This is a genomic window from Arthrobacter sp. UYNi723, from assembly GCF_054057635.1.
In genome coordinates this window covers 29,995-44,431 of record NZ_JBSRZM010000012.1, presented here as the reverse complement: position 1 = coordinate 44,431, position 14,437 = coordinate 29,995, and the positions used below count along the sequence as shown (strand labels likewise).

The 14,437-nt window shown below is 66.6% G+C and carries 14 protein-coding genes; 6 read left to right on the top strand and 8 right to left on the bottom strand.

Annotated features, from left to right (window positions below; genetic code table 11):
• Positions 1 to 113: 113 nt before the first annotated feature.
• Together ACVWY0_RS11085 and ACVWY0_RS11080 are read left to right on the top strand one after the other, a co-directional pair.
• Positions 114 to 785: a potassium channel family protein gene (locus tag ACVWY0_RS11085; RefSeq protein WP_056345371.1), complete on the top strand. Its 672-nt coding sequence runs from the start codon at positions 114 to 116 to the stop codon at positions 783 to 785.
• A complete protein-coding gene (locus ACVWY0_RS11080) occupies positions 785 to 1,525 on the top strand; it encodes a potassium channel family protein (RefSeq protein ID WP_485836738.1) in 741 nt (246 codons plus the stop codon). The genes ACVWY0_RS11085 and ACVWY0_RS11080 overlap by 1 nt, the downstream gene beginning before the upstream one ends.
• On the opposite strand, the gene ACVWY0_RS11075 is transcribed toward ACVWY0_RS11080, so the two are convergent.
• The 4 genes from ACVWY0_RS11075 to dut form a co-directional block, all read right to left on the bottom strand.
• Positions 1,492 to 2,244 carry a DUF3159 domain-containing protein gene (locus ACVWY0_RS11075; RefSeq protein ID WP_485836737.1) on the bottom strand — a complete coding sequence of 251 codons (753 nt, stop codon included), beginning with the start codon at positions 2,242 to 2,244 and terminating at the stop codon, positions 1,492 to 1,494. The two genes, ACVWY0_RS11080 and ACVWY0_RS11075, sit on opposite strands and share 34 nt — an antisense overlap.
• A complete protein-coding gene (locus ACVWY0_RS11070) occupies positions 2,241 to 2,603 on the bottom strand; it encodes a single stranded DNA-binding domain-containing protein (protein WP_485836736.1) in 363 nt (120 codons plus the stop codon). Before ACVWY0_RS11070 ends, ACVWY0_RS11075 begins: the two co-directional genes overlap by 4 nt.
• A complete protein-coding gene (locus ACVWY0_RS11065) occupies positions 2,596 to 3,333 on the bottom strand; it encodes a DUF3710 domain-containing protein (RefSeq protein ID WP_485836735.1) in 738 nt (245 codons plus the stop codon). Before ACVWY0_RS11065 ends, ACVWY0_RS11070 begins: the two co-directional genes overlap by 8 nt.
• A gap of 104 nt (positions 3,334 to 3,437) precedes the next feature.
• Entirely contained in the window at positions 3,438 to 3,980 is a 543-nt protein-coding gene (dut, locus tag ACVWY0_RS11060) for a dUTP diphosphatase (protein ID WP_485836734.1), read from the bottom strand.
• A gap of 115 nt (positions 3,981 to 4,095) precedes the next feature.
• On the opposite strand from dut, the gene ACVWY0_RS11055 reads away from it, so the two are divergent.
• Entirely contained in the window at positions 4,096 to 4,584 is a 489-nt protein-coding gene (locus tag ACVWY0_RS11055; RefSeq protein WP_485836733.1) for a DUF3093 domain-containing protein, read from the top strand.
• 10 nt (positions 4,585 to 4,594) lie between these two features.
• Here ACVWY0_RS11055 and ACVWY0_RS11050 read toward each other — a convergent pair whose 3' ends face one another.
• Entirely contained in the window at positions 4,595 to 4,894 is a 300-nt protein-coding gene (locus tag ACVWY0_RS11050; protein WP_485836732.1) for a DUF4193 domain-containing protein, read from the bottom strand.
• A 291-nt stretch (positions 4,895 to 5,185) separates the two neighbouring features.
• Between ACVWY0_RS11050 and sepH the strand changes: the two genes are divergently transcribed.
• Complete coding sequence (gene sepH, locus ACVWY0_RS11045) at positions 5,186 to 6,571, top strand: septation protein SepH (protein ID WP_485836731.1); 1,386 nt, start codon at positions 5,186 to 5,188, stop codon at positions 6,569 to 6,571.
• Positions 6,572 to 6,575: 4 nt separating this feature from the next.
• Here the strand turns inward: sepH and ACVWY0_RS11040 are convergent, their stop codons facing one another.
• From ACVWY0_RS11040 to ACVWY0_RS11030, 3 genes are all read right to left on the bottom strand, one after another.
• Positions 6,576 to 7,742 carry an alkaline phosphatase family protein gene (locus ACVWY0_RS11040; RefSeq protein WP_485836792.1) on the bottom strand — a complete coding sequence of 389 codons (1,167 nt, stop codon included), beginning with the start codon at positions 7,740 to 7,742 and terminating at the stop codon, positions 6,576 to 6,578.
• A 79-nt stretch (positions 7,743 to 7,821) separates the two neighbouring features.
• Positions 7,822 to 8,568 (bottom strand): DUF5998 family protein, encoded by a 747-nt coding sequence (locus ACVWY0_RS11035; RefSeq protein WP_485836730.1) that lies wholly within the window; start codon positions 8,566 to 8,568, stop codon positions 7,822 to 7,824.
• Positions 8,569 to 8,610: 42 nt separating this feature from the next.
• The gene (locus ACVWY0_RS11030; protein WP_485836729.1) at positions 8,611 to 11,283 is read right to left on the bottom strand and encodes a bifunctional acetate--CoA ligase family protein/GNAT family N-acetyltransferase; all 2,673 of its coding nucleotides are present in this window, start codon (positions 11,281 to 11,283) and stop codon (positions 8,611 to 8,613) included.
• 111 nt (positions 11,284 to 11,394) lie between these two features.
• On the opposite strand from ACVWY0_RS11030, the gene ACVWY0_RS11025 reads away from it, so the two are divergent.
• Together ACVWY0_RS11025 and ACVWY0_RS11020 are read left to right on the top strand one after the other, a co-directional pair.
• On the top strand, positions 11,395 to 13,905 hold the full coding sequence (locus ACVWY0_RS11025; RefSeq protein WP_485836728.1) for a DNA gyrase/topoisomerase IV subunit A: 2,511 nt from the start codon (positions 11,395 to 11,397) through the stop codon (positions 13,903 to 13,905).
• Between the two features lie 9 nt (positions 13,906 to 13,914).
• Complete coding sequence (locus ACVWY0_RS11020; RefSeq protein WP_056345336.1) at positions 13,915 to 14,433, top strand: DinB family protein; 519 nt, start codon at positions 13,915 to 13,917, stop codon at positions 14,431 to 14,433.
• Positions 14,434 to 14,437 lie beyond the last annotated feature (4 nt).

Sequence of the window (14,437 nt, the reverse complement as noted above, 5' to 3'; positions counted from 1 at the left end):
AAAGCTAGTCTGATTCCCCGCCCATGTCATGACGGCGTCCGGGCGGATGCAGCACGCGCGCTGCCGGTAGAGTTCTAGCAGCAGCAACAGGCTACGGAAGTTGAGGAGATACGGTGGCGCATTTCGTGATCATGGGATGTGGCCGGGTAGGGGCCACTCTGGCGCACACGCTGGAAGACGCCGGTCATTCCGTCGCCATCATCGACCAGGATGACCGCGCGTTCCGCCGGCTTCGGCAGGGCTTCACGGGCCGGAAAGTCACCGGTGTGGGCTTCGACCGGGACACGCTCCAGCAGGCCGGCGTGGCAGAGGCGTACGCCTTCGCGGCCGTTTCAAGCGGTGACAACTCCAACATCCTGGCCACCCGCGTGGCGCGCGAGACCTTCCACGTCCCCCACGTTGTGGCCAGGATCTACGACCCCGGCCGGGCAGAAATCTATCAACGGCTCGGCATCCCCACCGTGGCAGCCGTCAGGTGGAGCGCAGACCAGGTCTTGCGCCGCATCCTGCCCGAACAGCATCTCGCCGGCGATTTCCGCGAGCCTTCCGGCCGGCTGGTCCTCGCCGAAGTGGACCTCGACGCCGGCTGGATCGGCCACCGGATCAGCGAGGTCGAAAAAGCTGCCGACATCCGGGTGGCATACCTCACCAGGTTCGGCGAGGGCATGCTCCCCGAAACCGGGACTTCGTACCAGGACGGCGACACAGTCCACGCCATGCTGCCGGTGGACCGCAGTTCCCAGGTCGCCCAGATTCTGGCCAAAGCACCCGCCAAGGAGTTGTAGTGAAAGTTGTTATCGTCGGCGCCGGCAGCGTCGGGTCATCGATCGCCAGGGAACTGCTGGCCCACAAGCACGAAATCCTGCTGATCGACCTCAAGCCTGAGGTCATCGGACGCAGCGGGCTGCGCGGCGCGCACTGGCTCGTGGGCGACGCTTGCGAGCTCAGCACCCTGCAGGGAGCGAAAGTGGAGGACGCCGACGTCGTTGTTTCAGCCACGGGCGATGACAAGGTGAACCTGGTGGTCTCACTCCTGGCCAAGACCGAATTCGGCGTGGGCCGCACGGTGGGCCGGGTCAACAACCCCAAGAACGACTGGATGTTCAACGACTCCTGGGGCGTGGACGTTGCCGTCAACACCCCCCAGCTGATGACCGCGCTTGTGGAGGAAGCGGTGGAGATCGGTGACCTGGTCCGGCTCCTGACGCTGCAGACCGGCGTCGCTTCGCTGGTGGAGTTCACGGTGCCGCACGATTCGCACGTCATTGGCCTGACGGTGGGCGACATCCATTGGCCCGAGGACGCCACGCTGGTGGCAATCCTCCGGGACCACGCGCCCATCACTCCCAGCCGAGATGACGTGATCGATGGCGGAGACGAATTGTTTTTCGTCACCACTATCGCGGCCGAGGATCAGTTGCGTGCGCTGCTGTCGCCCGAATCAGCGGAAGAGGCCTCCCATGAGCCCGAAGGCGTGCAGCCTGCCGAAACTCAGGCGCCGGAGGACGACGGCTTCGGCGGCTGATCCGACGTCGGGGCGTCGGCATCCGCCGGTACCGGCCGGGTGAGCAGCCACGCGATCCAGACGCCGAGGATATAGAGCGGCGCCCCCATGATCAGGCGGGTCGTGGCCAGGGCGGCGAGTCCGTCCTCGCCCATCAGGTACAGGGGAACCTGAACGATCAGCCGAAGTACCAGGACAGCCACGATGATCCACGTGCCCAGGCGGTAAGCCTTAAGCCGCGCGGGATCCTTGCGCCAGTCCAGCCCTTCGTTGCGGATGATCCCGAACAGCAGGCCGGCCACCGGCCACTTGATCGCGATGGAGATCACCATGGCGAGGATGTAGGCGGTGTTCGTGAAGAAGCCCGGCAGGTAGAAGTCCTCGGCCTTGCCCGTAGTGTTGGCGAGCCAGGCCGAGATTCCCACCCCCACCACGCCGGCGAGGGCCTGGGTCAGCGGGCGCCGCTGGACGAGTCGGACCACCGTAAACACCGCGGCGGAGGCCAGCGCGGCCACCAGCGACGGCGTCAGGTCCCGCGTGATGGTAAAGGCGATCAGGAAGACCAGGCCGGGCACAATGCTCTCGGCGATGCCCTGGATTCCTCCGGCGCTCTTGAGGACATCGATCCGGCCGTCATGGGTGCGGTGCAGGCCGGCCTTGGCTGCATAGCCCTCAGCAAGACCCTTCACCGCGGACGGCTCGGGCTGTTCGGACGGCTCGGGCTGCTGGGGCGAGGTCATTCGTTCTCCTGGCGGGAAAGTATTTCATAGCGTGGATTGAACATGGTGGGCAGGCCTTGGCTTTGGGACAGCATGCCCTCAAGGCGGACTACGGTCCCGGCCTCGATGCCCGGCACCCTGCGCCGCCCCAGCCAGACCACACGCAGGCGGCCACCCGTTCCCTGGGCCGGTTTGGCGCCCGACTCGCGAATGTCGGGGTCCGAGACAATGGCGGTGAATGCCGCGTTCTGGTCCGCGGGCATGTAGGTGACCGATTCGATGTGCCCCTGGCACACCACCCTCCCCCGTTCCGGCAGCCGGCTGACCGGCATCCCCGCGTCCGGGGAGGAGTCCTGGGGACCTTGGCGGGAATCAGCCAATCTGGGTGGTTTCCGGACCACGTTCGGGGCCCTTGAACTCGGGGGCATTGAATTCGGGGGCAGCAGGCGGCGGGGTGACGCTGGCATCCTTGGGCAGCCGCAGCTGAAGCAGGTCCCGGGGCGGCATGGGGCTGTCGCCCCGGATGACCACAATCTTGCGGAAAAGGGACTCAAGCGGTGCCGCAGCCTCGCGCTCCATCGCTGCCGCGCCGCCCAGGACGCCGCGCAGGAACCACCGCGGCCCGTCGATGCCTATGAAGCGCGCCACCCGGTAGCCCTGGCTGCCGTCCTGTGCACCGGCGGGCAGTTTGGCGATCAGTTCGGTTCCGAAGCCACCCTGGACTTCTTCAACCTGCCCGCCCTGGCTTCCCACGGACTGACCGATCTGTTCGCGGATCTCGTCCCACAGTCCCTCGGTCTTGGGAGCAGCAAACGCCTGCAGCTGAAGGCTGGAGCCGTTCAGGTCCATGGTCACAGCGACCACGCGCTGGGTGGCTTCCTCAACTTCGAGCCGTAGCTGGAGCCCCTCGCTCGGGGAAATCAGCAGCGCACCGAGGTCAACATAGCCCTCGCGGCTGGAGACCTCGGAAACATCAAAGGGGCCCGAGACCCGACGCCCGGCGTCCGCCGAGGCCGTGTCAGCGGAATCCGTTGATTCCGCTGAGGCCTGGGATTCGTCCGGGTCGGCCGATTGTTCCTTCTTTGATTTCCTGCCGAGCCCAAAAACCATGGGGTTTGTCTCCTTAGTTGTGAAAGTGACTCGCCGGCCCGGGGGTACCGTCGGAAGTCTTACTGCCGCGGGCAACCAACGCTGGTTGCCGCCGTCGGCGGGTGTCAGGCGTTTGACGAGGTGAAGCCGCCGGTGGATCCGAATCCGCCGGCTCCCCGCACAGATTCGCTCAATTCGTTGACGGGGACAAACTGCGCATATTCCACCCGCTGGATCACCATCTGTGCAATTCTATCGCCGCGCCGCAGCTCGATGGCGTTCCTGGAATCGGTATTGAGGAGGGTCACGGAAATTTCCCCGCGATAACCGGCATCCACAGTGCCGGGCGCATTGACGATAGTCAGCCCATGCTTCGTGGCCAGGCCGGAGCGCGGGTGGATCAGGGCTACAAACCCGTCCGGCAGCGCGATGGAAACACCGGTAGCCACCAGCTTCCGCTCCCCCGGTGCCAGAACCACATCTTCCCGGGCCCGCAGGTCAGCTCCCGCATCGCCGGGGTGGGCATAGGAGGGTGCCTCCAGCCCGGCGTCGAGCATTTTCAGCTGCACCTGCAGCGTCGGGGCCCCGTAGGCTGCGGCTGTATCCGGCGCCGAGCCGGCCAGCTCATTGTCAGGAACGGTTTCAACAGTGGCAAGTTCGTCAGTCACAGTCACTCACTCTAACGCCCAGCCACAGTTCCGTCCTAGATTCAAGGGGACGCCGCAGGCCAAGACAGGATGAACCCAAGATGAAATAGCCAGCCAAAGGTGGAAAGCTGGGGGCATGCCCGAATCCAGCTCCACCGCGCCCGTCCCTGACGCCCCCTCTGCCGGCACCCCGGCAGTTTTCCGGGAGAGGCTGTGGCCGAACGTCTGGATCTGGATCATCGCGGCAGGGATCTCCGGTGCCGGGATCCTCGTTTTCGCCCCGATCAGCATGATTGCGGGCTATACGGCGGCCGGCGTCCTGTTCACCATCATGGCTGTCCTGCTGGTGCTGTCCACTCCGACGATCCTGGTCACCAGTGACGCCTTGACGGTAGGACGCGCCACCATTGAGCGCCGCTTCGTCGGCGACGCGGCAGCGTTCCACGGCAAGGACGCCACGGCCCAGCGGGGAACCCGGCTCAATGGCCTCGCCTACCTGTGCATCCGTGGCTGGATCGACCCGGTGGTGCGGATCGAAATCACGGACCCGTCTGACCGGACCCCCTATTGGCTGACGTCGTCCAGGCGGCCCGAGGAACTCGCTGCCGCGCTTTCGCGGAAATAGGCACCCCGGATCAGCCCTCGCACTCCTTGCAATAGAAGTGGCCGTCTTTTTCCCGCGCAATCTGCGAACGGTGCCGGACCAGGAAGCACGAGGAACACGTAAATTCGTCAGCCTGTGGAGGCACCACCAGAACCAGCAGCTCTTCGCCGGACAGGTCCGCCCCGGGAAGCTCGTAGCCTGCGGCGAGGTCGCTTTCGTCCACATCAACCGCGGCCGTCGGGTTATCTGATCGCCGGGTTTTCATATCCTCCAGCGAATCCTCGGTGAGGTCTTCTTCGGATTTTCGCGGCGCATCGTAGTCGGTGGCCATCTCGGCTTAACTCCGTTCCTTTCCGGTCAGCGGGTGACACCCTTGATAACGCCGGACACTTCATGTTTGTGCCCCGGCGTGGGCACATCCTTCCGCATGCGCGCGATGCTCGCGGCAAAATCCAGACTTCCGCGCGGGTCCGGTCCGCTGGCACTGCGCAAACCCCCTATGCTGACCGCACTGGCGTCCGAAAGTGCCGGAATATCGCGGCGCGCCCTTGCTCCTAACCCAAAAGGGTGCCGGTGAGTGGCAGAGTTTCGATTGATAGTAATGCCAGGGTGGAGGATTTGTATGCAGGATCTACGGCTTGTAGGCGTACACGACGACGGGGAGCATCTCCTGTTGAGCGGTGCCGGCGGCGAGATGTTCCAGCTGCCGATCGATGAAGCACTGCGGACGGCCAGCCGGTCTTCGGCGAAGACCGCTTCCGCGGCTGCGCCCATTGCCATGTCCCCGCGGGACATCCAGTCACGGATCCGCAGCGGTGCCACCGCATCGGAGGTGGCTGAGCTTTCCGGGCTTCCCCTCGCAAAAGTCGAGCGGTACGAGGGCCCTGTCCTTGCCGAGCGGGAGTATGTAGCGCAACAGGCGCGGAAGGTGGAAGTGGCTTCGCCCTCCCCCGGCCATGACACCTACCGCTCCATTTTCGGCGACCACCCGGCTTCCCTCCACGACATGGTCAACCACCGGCTCTCAGCCCACGGGATTGAACCTTCCACCGTGGAATGGGATTCGTGGCGGCGCCAGGACGGCAACTGGACCGTGGTGGCCCGTTTCGAAACCAAAAAGGACGGCACCTCCGGCATCGGCGAAGAGCCGCCTGCGCAGTGGACGTTCAGTCCGGCCCGCAAGTCGCTGCAGAACGCCAACCGCTGGGCCCAGCAGCTCAGTGAGCTGGAACCGCTGGACGGCCCCGTTCCGGCCCGCCGCCTCACTGCCGTCTCGGACCGGCCGTTTGACTTTGAAACCGACGCGGAAGCAGCCGCCGCCCGAAATTCCACCGGTCCGCATTCCGTCCCGCAGGCCAGGGAATCCGACGGTCTCCTGGACATGCTCCGTTCGCGCCGCGGCCAGCGCCTGGGCGTCGACGAAGACGCGGACGACGCCTTGGCGCTGTTGCTTACCCACGGCGTGCCCGCTGCCCATCCACGCCCCTCGGAGGTGGTCCCTGAACCGGACTCCAAGGAACAGCACCGCCACGAGCCGGAAACCCGGGAGGCAACTCCCGCCGAGTCCACCTCGCCGGACGATGCCCTGCCCGCCGCAGCAGCAGCAGATCCCCTCACCCGCAAGCGCGACGCGCGGCCGTCAATGCTGTCCCGGCTGAGCCTCATCCCGCCGCACCGGGACTCAGAGGATGACGACGTCCTGAAACTGCACGACGGCGTCAGTACCGACACGAGGGAAATCACCATTGTGGCGTCCCCGCTTCGTCCCGCAGGGCAGGGTGCCCCCGGCGAGACAGCTCCGGGGCGTCCCGCGCCGAACGTGGGCCTGGACGAACTGCTGGGCGGCGGCAGCCCGCGCCGGGCAGCCTACGCGGCCGGCACCGACGACGCAGGATCCGGCCAGCACCACGACCATGACGCGGACCAGCCTGAACGGCAGCCCGCAAAACCGAAGCGGTCCACGGTTCCCAGCTGGGACGAGATCGTCTTCGGGACCAAGCGGGACTGACGCCTCAGCGTCGCCGTGGCCTGCCTTCTGCCGTAAAGCACAGCAGCGGCACTTCGCGTTCGGCTTTGGTCAGCGAGCCGTGCTGGCCCACCACCTCCATGGCGGCGGGGCGCCCGCGGCGGGTGTCGTAGAGGGCCAGCGCGTCCCGCGCCGCAATCATGATGTCGCCAATCCGGGGCCCGACGGCGGGGCGCAGCATCCCGAACAGACCGGCGGCGATGGCATCCTCCCGGGTAAAGGCCCAGATCCTGTCGCCGAAACGGGCACGCCACGCACCCAGCAAGCGCTCCCGGCCCACGGCGTCTGACGGATCCTCAAGGTAGAGATGGACCATCCGGGGCTCCCCCGCCGTATGCCGCACGCCGTCAACAAGCGACGCGTCCGCCGAGAAGTCGATCCGCTGCTGTTCCGGGACGTCGAGCATCCCGTGGTCCGCCGTGAGGAGGACGGTGGTCCCGGCCGGGAGCGACGCGTTGAGCCGTTTGACGGTTGCGTCAAGCTCTTCGAGCTGGTGTTCCCACTGTTCAGACTGGCAACCGTGCCGGTGGCCGGCCTTATCCAGTTCGTTGACGTAGAAGTACATCAGGGACTTGCCGGCGGTGTCCATGGCTTCGGCGGCGGCTTCTGTTCGCGCGTGGGCCGTCACGGCTGAGACGAAATTCCCGCCGCGGAGGGCCGCCTGCGTCATGGGCGAGTTGCCGAACTGCGGCAGGCTGACCGTGGTCACATTAACGGATTCGGCGGCTCGTTCGAAGACGGTAGGAAACGGCTGCCACTCAGCGGGGTCCACCTTGGCATCCCAGTTGCCGAGCATGTTGACGACTTTGTCCTGGTCCGGGTCCAGGACGTCATAGCCCACCATTCCGTGCTGGCCTGGCGGGAGTCCTGTGCCGAAGCTGGCAAGGGCAGCGGCCGTGGTTGAGGGGAACGTGGAGTCCAGCCAGACGGGAACTTCCCCCTGCCCGGAATGCATCACGGAGCGCAGGAAGGGTGTGTGGGCAGACTTCTGTTTGAGCAGGTTCCGGCCCAGGCCGTCGGCCAGGACCACGCAGACGCGCGACGCCGGCGGAAGGCCCAGGGTGTTCGCGAAACCTTCTACCCCTAGGCTGGCGGCCGCGCTAGTGAGGACATCCCCGATGGACCGCCGGCCAAAGGCGGGCGCGGGCGGCATGCTCAGCTGCGGGGCGGCCACTTGGGAAACCGCTGCGGAAGAGGCTGAGGAGACTGTTGCTTTTCCTTGGTCCGGCATCTCAGCGCTGCTGGTGCCCGCGGCTAAGCCTGTTTCCGAATACACCCGTCCGGGGCCGGGGCTGGAGCGTCTGGCCGGCGTGCGGCGCGGGAGCCGTGGAGCCGGTGTTCACGGCCCGCAGGGCGCGGGCGAAGAGTTTGGCGTCCTGGACGGCTTGGGGACCGTCGGCTTCGGCGCTGATCCGCAGGACGATGTCCTCCTGGGCAATGGTGCCGCTGTAGCCGTGGTCTGCCTCGCATTGCGGGTCTCCGCAGCTCGCGGGCCCCATGTCCAGCCGTTGGCCGCCGGACCAGGCAATGGCGAGGGTGACTTCCCGGACCGGATCCGAGGGCTTGTAGTCCTGCGGCTGGGAGTACATGTAGCTCAGGACCACGGAGCGGATCTGCGCGACGGGCACGGATTCGGTGGAAATCTGGGCCACGATCTGTTCGCCGGCCTCGTCGAGCTGCTGGTCGTCCACGTGGGTGATCACCAGCATGTCTGAGGTCAGGACCAGCACGGTGATGTGGCGGCGGACTTCGGCCCGGTCAAAGTGGGTTTCCAGGTGCACCAGGTGGGCCACGCATTCGCGGCCGTCCAGGGCGTCGTCAACGACGTCGGCCACCAGGCGCGGGTAGAAACCAGCCTTCTGGAGCGCACCGTCCAGGCTCTGGCCCTGCGGCGTGTGGCTGTGTGAGCTGTGGGGGCGGGTTGCCTGGTTGTCACTGCCGGAGGTGGAAGGCGTCGACGGGGAAGGCTGTGAGCTCATCCCCCCATTTTCACAGATCGGCCGGGGACATGCTAACCGCGGTCAGCCCAGCATGGCCCGGCGGGCACTGTCGGTACGCTGGGCTGCGTTGCCGATCCGGATATCTGCGGCCAGGATGGACACGCCCTGGGTTCCGCAGAGGACCGGATTGAATTCCACCAGGGCTATTTCCGGATGGTTGTCCTTCATCCAGGCCAACCGCCCGGCGACTTCTTCCAGGGCGTCAATATCCACGGCGGGAAGGCCCTGGTAGCCGAGGAGTTTGCGGGCGGCCCGGGGCCCACGGATGAAGTCTTTCACGTCGTCCGCGGACAGCGGAGGAACGCGGTGCGCCCAGTCCTCCAGCAGGTTGACGGCGTCCCCGGCGAGCCCGAAGGAGACCACCGGTCCAAGCAGCGGATCCTCAATGGCCCGGAACGTGCACGCCTGCCCCACCGGGGCCATGGACTGCACCTCCAGGGCCGGCGAACCGTAGGGTGCCAGTGAGCGCCGCATCTGCACGATGTTGCGGCGGAGGGAATCCGGATCCTCGACGTCGAGGCGGACTCCGCCCAGGTCCAGGCGGTGGCGGAGCGCCGGGTCGGTGGTTTTCAGCGCGACCGGCCAGCCCAGCCTGCCGGCGGCAGCAACCGCCTCGTCCTCTGAGTCGAAACCGGCGGACGGGAGCACCGCAATGCCGTAGTGCGCCAGCAGCTCTGCCGCGGACGCCGGATCGAGGGTCTTGAGTTGCTCCCCGTGGACATCGCGCAGAAGCTGATCCAGCAGGATCCGTGCGCCTTCCGGATCGCAGCCGTCGGGTTGGACAAAGTGGCCGGGGTCCCGTGCCACCCATTCCGCGTAGCGCACGACGGCGGCGAGCGCCGCCACAGCCGCACCGGCGTTCGAGAAGCACGGCACCCCTCCCACCATGCCCTCCACGTAGATGGAGGGATCAAGGATGCCGGTGAAGGCGGCGACTACCGGCTTTCCGGCGGCGGCCGAGCATTCGGCCAGGACCTCGGCGATATGGTCCACGGTCAGGCCACGCACCGGCAGCAGCGCGGCCACCACGGCGTGGACGGCGTCGGACGCGAGCGTGTCCTGGAGGCTGCGGCGGAGGGCCGGCAGCGCCAGTGACATGCCGGCGTCGAGATCCACGTCCGTGATGATGCCATCCACGGTCAGGCCGTGGGCCTCGGCGCTGTCCGCCACCACTTTGCCCAGCGCCAGGGAGTTGCTGAAAATGGCCAGTCCGGGCCCCGCCGGGAGCGGCTGGCCGGACACTATCTGGGTGATGTCCATCAGCTGTTCGATGGTCTCTACCCTGATGACGCCGGCCTGGCGCATCATGGCGTCCAGCGCACCGGCGGGCGCCTGGGTGGTCCGGACGGCGTGGCCGGGCGGCAGCCGCAGGCCCATGGTTTCCGATTTGGCGACCACCACGGGCTTCGTGCGGGCGAGCCGCCGGGCGAGCCGGGAGAATTTGCGCGGGTTCCCGATCGACTCCAGGTAGAGGCCCACGGCGGCGGTGTCGGCGTCGTCCTCCCAGAACTGCATCATGTCGTTGCCGGAGACGTCCGCGCGGTTGCCCGCCGACAGGAACGTGGACAGGCCCAGCCTGCGGCGGTGAGACGCCGCGTAGAGGGAAACACCGATCGCCGCCGACTGGCTGAACAGGCCCAGACCCCCGCGCCGCGGCAGTGAGGGCGCCATGGAGGCGTTCAGTTTCACGTCGGGATGGGTGTTCACGATCCCCAGGGATGCGGGCCCGATCACCCTCATGCCGTTGGCCCGGGCCTTGCGGACCAGGTTGCGCTGGCGGGTGAGGCCGCGTTCGCCGTCGTCCGCGAAGCCCGCGGAGGCAATCACCAGCCCCTTGACCCCGGCCGCGGCGCACTGGTCAACCACAGTGGCCACTTCCTCGTAGGGGACGGCGATCACGGCGAGCCCCACCGGCTCCGGGACCTCGGAAATCCGGCCGAAGGACAGCATTCCGGCGAGCTCCAGTGCCTCCGGGTTGATGGCGTAGACCTGCCCGGAAAAACCGCCTTCAATGATGTGTTCCAGCAGCTGGTACCCCACGGTCCCCCACTTGCGGCTCGCGCCGATGACTGCAATGGACGACGGCGCCAGCAGGTCCCGGACGCTCCTCGCCTCGGCGCGGTGCTCGCGTGACTCCATCACCGCCCGGGACTTTTCGGTGGGGTCGATGTTGAACTCCAGGCTCACCACACCGTCGTCGAAGTGGCGTTTGACGTCGTAGCCGGCGTCGGCGAACACCATCAGCATTTTGCGGTTTTCGGGCAGCACTTCGGCGCTGAAGCGGCGGATCCCGTTTTCGTGGGCGGCTGTGGCAAGGTGTTCGAGCAGGATTGAGCCGATGCCCCGGCCCTGGTGGGCGTCGGCGATGTTGAACGCGACTTCGGCTTCGAGGGGGTCATCCAGCCGGTCGTAGCGGCCGATCCCCAGGATTTCGCCGCCGAAGGTGATCACCAGGGCAACCCGGTCCTTGTAGTCCACTTCGGTGAAGCGCTTGAGCTCCTTGCTGGACAGCCGGGCCTTGAATGCGAAGAAGCGCATGTAGATTGAGTTCTGCGATTGCCCGGTGTGGAAAGCCTGGACCGCGTCGGCATCGCTGGGGTGGATGGGCCTCAGATGGGCGGTGCCGCCGTCACGGAGCACGACATCGGCTTCCCAATGTTCCGGATATTCGCCGTCCCCGGGCTGATCCACCATAGGCTTAGCCTAACCACAAACTGACGGCGCAGGCCGTGTGCCCGGAGTTATCCTCCACACCTGCGCCCAGACCACAGCACCACCCGTAACCCAGAAGGATCCACCAGCCCTATGGCCCGCCGCCAAAGCCCAGCCCCTGCCGGGGACGCACCCCAGGATTTCGTCGAGAACATCGTGGACATCGATGTCACGTCCGAGATGGAAGGCTCCTTCCTGGAGTATGCGTATTCGGTGATCTACTCCAGGGCCCTGCCTGATGCCCGGGACGGGCTCAAGCCGGTCCAGCGCCGGATCCTGTACATGATGAGTGAGATGGGCCTGCGTCCGGACCGCGGCCACGTCAAGAGCGCCCGTGTGGTGGGCGAGGTCATGGGCAAGCTCCACCCCCACGGCGATACCGCCATCTATGACGCCATGGTGCGGATGGCCCAGGACTTCTCGCTGCGCCTGCCGCTGATTGACGGCCACGGCAACTTCGGCTCCCTCGACGACGGTCCGGCGGCCCCCCGGTACACGGAGGCGAGGCTCGCGGCAGCAGCCCTGACGCTGACCGACCACCTCGACGAAGACGTGGTGGACTTTGTCCCCAACTACGACAACCAGCTGACCCAGCCGGATGTCCTCCCGGCCGCGTTCCCCAACCTGCTGGTCAACGGCGCCACGGGCATCGCCGTCGGGATGGCCACCAACATGGCCCCGCATAACCTGGTGGAGGTCATCTCCGCCGCGCGGCACCTGATCGCCTACCCGGACGCGACCCTCGATGACCTCATGCGCTTTGTGCCGGGGCCGGACCTGCCAACAGGCGGCCGGATCGTGGGCCTGGACGGCATCCGGGACGCCTACGCCACCGGACGCGGTTCCTTCAAGACCCGGGCGAAGGTGGAGATCGAGCAGCTCTCGGCCCGGCGCACCGGCCTGGTGGTCACCGAGCTTCCCTACATGGTGGGCCCCGAAAAGGTGATCGAGAAGATCAAGGACGCCGTCAATGGCAAGAAACTGACCGGGATCAGTGACATCGTTGACCTGACGGACCGCCAGCATGGCCTGCGCCTGGTCATCGAGCTGAAAAACGGGTTCAACCCGAACGCCGTTCTCCAGCAGCTTTACCGCTACTCGCCGATGGAGGATTCCTTCGGCATCAACAACGTGACGCTGGTGGACGGCCAGCCGCAGACCCTCGGCCTGGTAAAGCTGCTTTCCGTGTACGTGGAGCACCGGATCGATGTGGTGCGCCGGCGGACGTCGTTCCGGCTGGGCAAGAAGAAGGACCGCCTGCACCTGGTGGAGGGCCTCCTGATCGCCATCGTGGACATTGATGAGGTCATCCAGATCATCCGCTCCTCGGATGAGGTGGCGGCGGCCAGGGTCCGGCTGATGTCCATCTACGATCTTTCCGAAATCCAGGCCAACTACATTCTGGAACTGCGGCTGCGGCAGCTGACCAAGTACTCCAGGATAGAGCTTGAAAAGGAGCAGGAGGAGCTGCGCCGCGAGATCGCGGAACTGGAAGCCATCCTCGGCTCCGAGGAGCGGTTGCGCGGACTTGTGTCCTCCGAACTCGGCGAAATCGCCGAAAAATACGGCACGCCGCGGCGGACGGTCCTGCTCGAATCCGAGGCCGTCTCCCCCACCGTGGCCGCAGCCCTGGCGGCCGCCCCCAACGGCAAAGGCCAGGCCGCGCCGCTCGCCCTGGAGATCTCGGACGATCCCTGCTGGGCCATCCTGACGGCGTCGGGCCAGATCGCGCGCACGTCCAACCAGGAGCCCCTCGCCGAGTCCGGGCCGCGGGCCAAGCACGACGTTTTCCGTTCAGTGGTCAAGACCTCGGCCCGCGGGGTAATAGCGGCGGTCACCTCACAGGGCCGGATGCTGCGGCTTCAGGTCATGGACATGCCGGTGCTGCCGCCGATGTCCGGCCTGCCCAACCTCGCCGGCGGTGTTCCGGCCAAGGACTTCATCACGCTGCTGAAGGGTGAAGCGCTGGTGGCGTTCGCTCCGCTGGATGAAGTCCTGGCCATCGGCACCGCCCAGGGTGTGGTAAAGCGGGTCCAGCCCGATTACCCCCTGAACCGCGAGGACTGGGAAGTCATTGCGCTCAAGGACAAGGACGAGGTGGTGGGTGTGGCGCCGGCCGGGTCTGAGGAGACCGATCTGGTGTTCCTGACCCGTGAGGCTCAATTGCTCCGTTTCAGCGCCGCCAACGTCCGGGCCCAGGGCAGGACGGCCGGCGGCATGGTGGGTATCAAGCTCGGCGCCGGGGACCAGGTGCTGTTCTTCGGGGCGGTCACCGCCGCCGACGACGACGCCGTGGTGGTCACCATTGCGGGCACGAACGGCGCCCTGCCGGGCACCGCTCCGGGTGCGGCGAAAGTGACGGCCTTCGCCGAATACCCTGCCAAGGGCCGTGCGACAGCCGGCGTTCGCGCCCACAGGTTCCTCAAGGGCGAAGACACGCTGCTGCTGGCGTGGGCCGGGCACGGACCGGCGAAGGCCTCATCGCTGGCCGGTGTTGCCAGGTCGCTGCCGCAGGAGCACGGCCGGCGGGACGGTTCGGGGATTCCGCTGTCCCAGGCAGTGGACGCGGTGGGTCCGGCCATGGCCTGGAGCGATCCGTCCTAGACTGCTGCCATGCCTATCATTCCTGATGAAAAGGACTGGACCTGGGTCCTCTCCCGGCCGTGCCCCGAGTGCTCCTTCGATGCTTCCACCGCCACACCGGCCACGGTGCCGGGCAGCGTGGAAAACATGCTCCCGCGCTGGCGGGCCGTCCTCCGCCGGCCTGACGTTGCAGAACGCCCGGATGACAGGACGTGGTCGGCGCTGGAATATGCCTGCCACGTCCGCGACGTCTTCACGCTGTTCGACCAGCGGCTGAACCTTATGCTCGACGCCGACGGCGCCCGGTTTGAGAACTGGGACCAGGACCAAACGGCAGTCGAAAAGGATTACGCCAATGCCGATCCCGCCGTGGTCAGCGCCGAACTGACGGCCGAGGGCAAGCAGATTGCCGAGTCCTTCGCCGGCGTCCGGGAGTCAGAGTGGGGACGGCGGGGCCTGCGCAGCAACGGTTCCGAATTCACGGTCCTGACGCTGGCCCAGTACTTCCTGCACGACGTCGTCCATCACCTCCACGATGTGGACGGCTGAGGGG